This is a genomic window from Mesorhizobium silamurunense (assembly GCF_014843825.1).
GTDB classification, from domain to species: domain Bacteria; phylum Pseudomonadota; class Alphaproteobacteria; order Rhizobiales; family Rhizobiaceae; genus Mesorhizobium; species Mesorhizobium silamurunense.
The window spans coordinates 1-5,409 of the sequence record NZ_JHQR01000283.1 but is presented as its reverse complement, the minus strand read 5'-3'; the positions used below and the strand labels follow the sequence as shown (position 1 = coordinate 5,409).

The following is a 5,409-nucleotide window of genomic DNA, read 5'->3' as shown; positions in this document are numbered from 1 at the left end:
TCTTCTGGATCAATGAGTCCTGACCCTAGGGCGAAGCAAGGAGCGGAGCGACGCACGCAGACCCGAGGATGACGAAGGGATTGGCCTTTTCCGCCATCTCAAACGTTGGCGACCGCCAGTAACGACGGCCAAAAACCGTCAGGACATCGCGTCCAGCTTGCGCTGCATCGCAGCGATCTGCGCCTTAAGCTCCTGCAGGTCGTCGGATTTCTCGTCCTTCTTCGGCGGCTCGGTGGGCGCCGCGGAATTGGACCCGGCCGATGGGAACGGCGTGAACATGCGCATGGCGTTCTGGAACATCTCGACGTTGCGGCGCGTCTGCTCTTCCAGCGCCTTCATCGGCGTCTTCATCATGTCGATCGGCGTCTTGCCGAACGCGCCCTTCAGCTGCTCGCGGAATCGCTCCTGCTCCTTGGAGAAGGCGATCATCGACTGTTCGAGGAAGCTCGGCACGATCATCTGCATCTGGTCGCCGTAGAAGGAGATCAGCTGGCGCAGGAACGGGATCGGCAGCATGTTCTGCCCGTCCTTGTTCTCCAGCTCGAAGATGATCTGGGTCAGCACCGGATGCGTGATGTCGTCGCCGGTCTTGGCGTCCTGCACCGTGAACTCCTCGCCCTTCTTGACCATGTCGGCGAGGTCCTCGAGCGTCACATAGGTGCTGGTGCCGGTGTTGTAGAGCCGGCGGTTGGCATATTTCTTGATGACGATCGGGTCGTCTTTTGCGGCCATCCGTATCCTCCCCAGGATACCGGCGCGTTCAGAGTAAGCGGCCGGTAACGATTGCGCCATTTGTCGAGGATATGCGCAAAAGCCCCACAATTCCAAGTGGTTTGTGCAGTGCGGCATCATTTAATGCGGAATGGGCCGAGCAAATTGTGCTGCGCAGCGACGGCTGCGCTGTCACGATAAGCGCTCGACCTGCTTGCCGCGCATGGCGGCCATGCCCATTTCCGGTTTGACTCAGGCACTTGAACGGGCAAGAAAAGTCTTCAACGATAGCCTAAAACACGACACCTCGAAGTCTGGAGAAGAAAATGTCCGCTTCCAATTCAATCGTCGTCGCCAGCGCCGCCCGCACAGCGGTCGGGTCTTTCAATGGCAGTTTCGCCGCAACGCCGGCGCACGAGCTCGGCGCCGTGGTCATCAGGGAATTGCTGTCGCGGGCCGGCGTCGAGGCAGCGGACGTCGACGAAGTCATCCTCGGCCAGGTGCTGACAGCCGCTCAGGGCCAGAACCCGGCCCGTCAGGCCTCGATCAATGCCGGCCTGCCCAAGGAGACGACGGCCTGGGGCCTCAACCAGGTTTGCGGCTCGGGTCTCAGGGCCATCGCGCTCGGCATGCAGCAGATCGCCACCGGCGACGCCAGGGTGATCGTCGCGGGCGGCCAGGAATCGATGTCGCTGTCGCCGCACGCCCAGCACCTGCGCGCCGGCGTCAAGATGGGCGACTACAAGATGATCGACACCATGATCAAGGACGGCCTGTGGGATGCCTTCAACGGCTACCACATGGGCAACACCGCCGAGAACGTCGCCCGCCAGTTCCAGATCACCCGCGACGACCAGGACGAGTTCGCGCTCGCCTCGCAGAACAAGGCCGAAGCCGCGCAGAAGGCCGGCAGGTTCAAGGACGAGATCGTCGCCGTCACCATCAAGGGCAGGAAGGGCGATACCATCGTCGACCAGGACGAATATATCCGTCACGGCGCGACGCTGGATGCCATGACCAAGCTGAAACCGGCTTTCGACAAGGACGGCACGGTCACCGCAGCCAACGCTTCCGGCATCAATGACGGCGCCGCCGGCGCGCTACTGATGACCGAGGCCGAGGCTGCCCGGCGCGGCATCACCCCGTTGGTCCGCATCGCCTCCTGGGCGACCGCCGGTGTCGATCCGGCGATCATGGGCACCGGCCCGATCCCGGCTTCGAAAAGGGCGCTGGAGAAAGCCGGCTGGTCGGTCAAGGATCTCGATCTCGTCGAGGCCAACGAGGCCTTCGCCGCGCAGGCCTGCGCCGTCAACAAGGGCATGGGCTGGGATCCCTCGATCGTCAACGTCAATGGCGGCGCCATCGCCATCGGCCATCCGATCGGCGCCTCCGGCGCCCGCGTCTTCAACACGCTGGTCTACGAGATGCGCCGCAGAAATGCCAAGAAGGGCCTCGCCACGCTCTGCATCGGCGGCGGCATGGGCGTCGCCATGTGCGTCGAAGCGCTCTGACAAAAAGTGAATGGTGAATGGCAAATGGTGAATGGCGGGTAGCCGACCGTCTTCGACCATTCACCATTCACTATTTGACAATTCACCAAGAACAAGGAGGAGGAACAAAATGACCAAAGTAGCAATCGTCACGGGCGGATCGCGCGGCATCGGCGCGGCCATATCGGTGGCCCTGAAGAATGCCGGTTATTCGGTCGCCGCGAACTATGCCGGCAATGACGAGGCGGCTCAGAAATTCAAGGCCGAGACCGGCATTCCCGTGTACAAATGGTCGGTCGCCGACTACGACGCCTGCGCCGCCGGCATCGCCCAAGTCGAGGCCGATCTCGGCCCGGTCTCGGTGCTGGTCAACAATGCCGGCATCACCCGCGACACCATGTTCCACAAGATGACGCGCGAACAGTGGAAGGAGGTCATCGACACCAACCTTTCAGGCGTCTTCAACATGACGCATCCGCTGTGGAACGGCATGCGCGACCGCAAGTTCGGCCGCGTCATCACCATTTCTTCGATCAATGGCCAGAAAGGCCAGATGGGCCAGGTCAACTATTCAGCCTCGAAAGCCGGCGACATCGGGTTCACCAAGGCGCTTGCCCAGGAAGGGGCCCGCGCCGGCATCACCGTCAACGTCGTCTGCCCGGGCTACATCGCCACCGACATGGTTATGGCCGTGCCGGAAAAAGTGCGGGAATCGATCATCGCTCAGATCCCGGTCGGCCGTCTCGGCGAGCCGGAAGAGATCGCGCGCTGCGTCGTCTTCCTCGCCTCGGACGAGGCCGGCTTCATCACCGGCTCGACGATCACCGCCAATGGCGGCCAATATTTCGCCTGACGCTTTTTCGGCATCGATAAGCAGGCGGCCCGGATATCTGGCCGCCTGTTTTCTTTGGCCCCGGTGAGACGCATGCCTCAATACGGCACGCAAAAGTTAACGGCCTCCACTCGCCCTATGCGAAACCTTGTTCACGAGCTGTGGATTTTCGGTGCACAAGCTGTGGACAACACCATATCTAGGGGTGAACAAACCGGGAAAATGCATGGATCGCTGATTCGTCGCCGATTCGTTCCGGCTTTGGCCGAAAAGTTAACGCTGAGAGCCGGAAACGGCGCTGAAAAGATTAACGGCGGTTAGGAAAGGTCAACCATTTCATAATTTTGGCGCTACGCCCAAGCCGGCGACGATCGTTCACCGGCAAAAGTTAACAGCCCTTCGCAGCTCGTCTGAGCCAAGCATGAAACGGGCCAGTTCCCGGATTCAGCATGTGGTGAGACTCATCGTTAAAAAATCCAAATATAGCCGTGAACAAAACCTGAATCAGACCGAGTCAGTGATTCGTAGCCGATTCGTTCCAGACTCGTTCCAACGGTTAATCGGCAGCGGATTCTGACCTTGCCTGTCTTTGCTCCTGATGGGAACATTCCGCTTTCGCTTCGCGTCTGAAATCCCTATGTGTCGGCTGTCACACGCGACGGCACCGCCGCGTCCCCGACAACAAGCGGCAGAAACCCCTATTTCCGAGCCGATGAATATCCAGCCGAAACACACCCAGCCGCTGATTCTTTCGGGCCGTGACGTGACGGCCGTGCTCGGCCCCACCAACACCGGCAAGACCCATCTCGCCATCGAGCGCATGGTGGCGCATGAGACCGGCGTCATCGGCCTGCCGCTGAGACTTCTTGCCCGCGAGGTCTATGCCCGCGTCTGCGAGAAGGTCGGCGCACACAAGGTGGCGCTCATCACCGGCGAAGAGAAGATCGTTCCGGCGAGCGCGAAATATTCCGTCTGCACCGTGGAGGCGATGCCGCGCGAGACCGATGCCGCCTTCGTCGCCATCGACGAGGTGCAGCTCGCGGGCGATCTCGAGCGCGGCCACATTTTCACCGACCGCATCCTGCATCTGCGCGGCCGCCAGGAGACGCTGCTTCTGGGCGCCGCCACCATGCACGGCATCCTGCAGCGCCTGCTGAAGGGCGTCTCGGTGGTGACGCGGCCGCGGCTGTCGCACCTTGCCTATGCTGGCTCGAAGAAGCTCACCCGCCTGCCGCGGCGCACCGCGATCGTCGCCTTCTCGGCAGACGAGGTGTACGCCATCGCCGAGCTGATCCGTCGCCAGCAGGGGGGTGCAGCCGTCGTGCTCGGCGCGCTCAGCCCGCGCACCCGCAACGCCCAGGTGGAGATCTTCCAGTCCGGCGATGTCGACTATCTCGTCGCCACCGACGCCATCGGCATGGGACTGAACCTCGACCTCGAGCACGTCGCCTTCGCCCAGAACCGCAAGTTCGACGGCTACCAGTACCGCAACCTGACCGCGGCCGAGCTCGGCCAGATCGCGGGCCGCGCCGGCCGCCATCTGCGCGACGGCACCTTCGGCGTCACCGGCCAGGTCGATCCGTTCGACGAGGATCTGGTCAAGAAGATCGAGGGGCACGACTTCGACCCGGTGAAGGTGCTGCAGTGGCGCACCGCCGATTTCGATTTCACCAGCCTCGACGCTTTGAAGCGCTCGATCGAGACCAATGCTCCGGTCGAAGGGCTGACCCGAGCGTTGCCGGCGGTCGACGCCCAGGCGCTGGAGCACCTGTCGCGCGACGAGGACATCAGGGCGCTCGCCACCGGCAGGGAGCGCGTGGCGCTGCTTTGGGAAGCCTGCGCGCTGCCCGACTACCGCAAGATCGCGCCCGCCCAGCATGCTGACCTCATCGCCTCGATCTACATGGACCTTGCACGCCGCGGTCATGTCGATGAGAATTACATGGCCGAGCAGGTGCGGCGAGCCGACACGACGGATGGCGATATCGACACGCTGTCGCACCGGATCGCCCAGATCCGCACCTGGACCTTCGTTTCCAACCGACCGGGCTGGCTGGCCGATCAGCTACACTGGCAGGAAAAGACGCGCGAAATCGAAGACAGATTGTCGGATGCGCTGCATGAGCGGTTGACGAAACGCTTCGTAGACCGCAGGACTTCCGTCCTCATGCGGCGCCTTAGAGAAAATACCATGCCTGAAGCTGAAATCAGCCCAACCGGAACCGTCCTCGTCGAAGGCCACCACGTCGGCGAGCTGCAAGGATTTCGCTTCACCGCCGACCAGAGCGCCGGCGGCGAGGACGCCAAGGCGGTGCGCACCGCTGCCCAGAAGGCGCTCAGCGCGGAGTTCGAGGCGCGCGCCGAGCGCTTCGCCGC

At 62.5% G+C, this 5,409-nt stretch carries 4 protein-coding genes; 3 read left to right on the top strand and 1 reads right to left on the bottom strand.

Annotated elements, in window-relative coordinates; genetic code table 11:
• Nucleotides 1-138 precede the first annotated feature (138 nt).
• Nucleotides 139-732: a polyhydroxyalkanoate synthesis repressor PhaR gene (gene phaR / locus DH10_RS29295; RefSeq protein WP_192247099.1), complete on the bottom strand. Its 594-nt coding sequence runs from the start codon at nt 730-732 to the stop codon at nt 139-141.
• A gap of 305 nt (nt 733-1,037) precedes the next feature.
• On the opposite strand from phaR, the gene DH10_RS29290 reads away from it, so the two are divergent.
• The 3 genes from DH10_RS29290 to DH10_RS29280 all read left to right on the top strand — a co-directional run.
• Nucleotides 1,038-2,222 carry an acetyl-CoA C-acetyltransferase gene (locus tag DH10_RS29290; protein ID WP_192247101.1) on the top strand — a complete coding sequence of 395 codons (1,185 nt, stop codon included), beginning with the start codon at nt 1,038-1,040 and terminating at the stop codon, nt 2,220-2,222.
• A 109-nt stretch (nt 2,223-2,331) separates the two neighbouring features.
• Entirely contained in the window at nt 2,332-3,054 is a 723-nt protein-coding gene (phbB, locus tag DH10_RS29285; RefSeq protein WP_192247104.1) for a beta-ketoacyl-ACP reductase, read from the top strand.
• A 691-nt stretch (nt 3,055-3,745) separates the two neighbouring features.
• Nucleotides 3,746-5,409, top strand: a 1,664-nt coding sequence (locus tag DH10_RS29280) for a helicase-related protein (protein ID WP_281423873.1), incomplete at its 3' end; no start/stop codon positions are given.

Bases quoted from the DNA above. Each gene is read 5' to 3' on its own strand.
- phaR (WP_192247099.1), bottom strand. From the start codon at position 732: ATGGCCGCAAAAGACGACCCGATCGTCATCAAGAAATATGCCAACCGC.
- DH10_RS29290 (WP_192247101.1), top strand. From the start codon at position 1,038: ATGTCCGCTTCCAATTCAATCGTCGTCGCCAGCGCCGCCCGCACAGCG.
- phbB (WP_192247104.1), top strand. From the start codon at position 2,332: ATGACCAAAGTAGCAATCGTCACGGGCGGATCGCGCGGCATCGGCGCG.